Origin of the sequence: Alcanivorax sp. UBA3183 (assembly GCF_002364155.1) — a bacterium.
In the GTDB taxonomy this organism is placed as follows: domain Bacteria; phylum Pseudomonadota; class Gammaproteobacteria; order Pseudomonadales; family Alcanivoracaceae; genus Alcanivorax; species Alcanivorax jadensis.
Genome location: NZ_DEXN01000032.1, coordinates 57133 through 57474, shown reverse-complemented (window position 1 = coordinate 57474; position 342 = coordinate 57133). Strand labels below are relative to the sequence as shown.

Here is a 342-nt window from a genome sequence, read left to right as displayed (position 1 = left end):
TCCAGGCCGCCGATTTCCTTGAGGAAAAAGTTCTGTGCCTCGTCGAGGACCACCAGGGTAGGCTGGCGTTCCTCGTCACTTTTCACCAGGGCCGCCGGGCCTTCACTTGCCAGGTCCACGTCCAGGGCATCGCCGACCAGGGAAAGAATGGCATCCGGGTCGATGGTCTTGGCCGGCACTGTCAGCTTGACCAGATTGAGGCCCTTGCAGCTTTCCGACAGCGCCCGCTCCAGCCGCTCAATGCTGACCGTTTTGCCACAGCCCTTTTCGCCCACTACCACCTGGGCATTCTCGTCGGTCTTGTCCTCGTGCCAGCGCTGGATATTCTTTTCCATGGCAGTC

Annotated in this window: 1 protein-coding gene; it reads right to left on the bottom strand. The window is 60.5% G+C overall.

Annotation, left to right across the window (positions count from 1 at the left end; translation table 11 throughout):
- Positions 1-335: ATP-binding protein (locus B3Q33_RS10970; protein WP_286827532.1), on the bottom strand; the 335-nt coding region annotated here is incomplete at its 3' end.
- Positions 336-342: the final 7 nt, after the last annotated feature.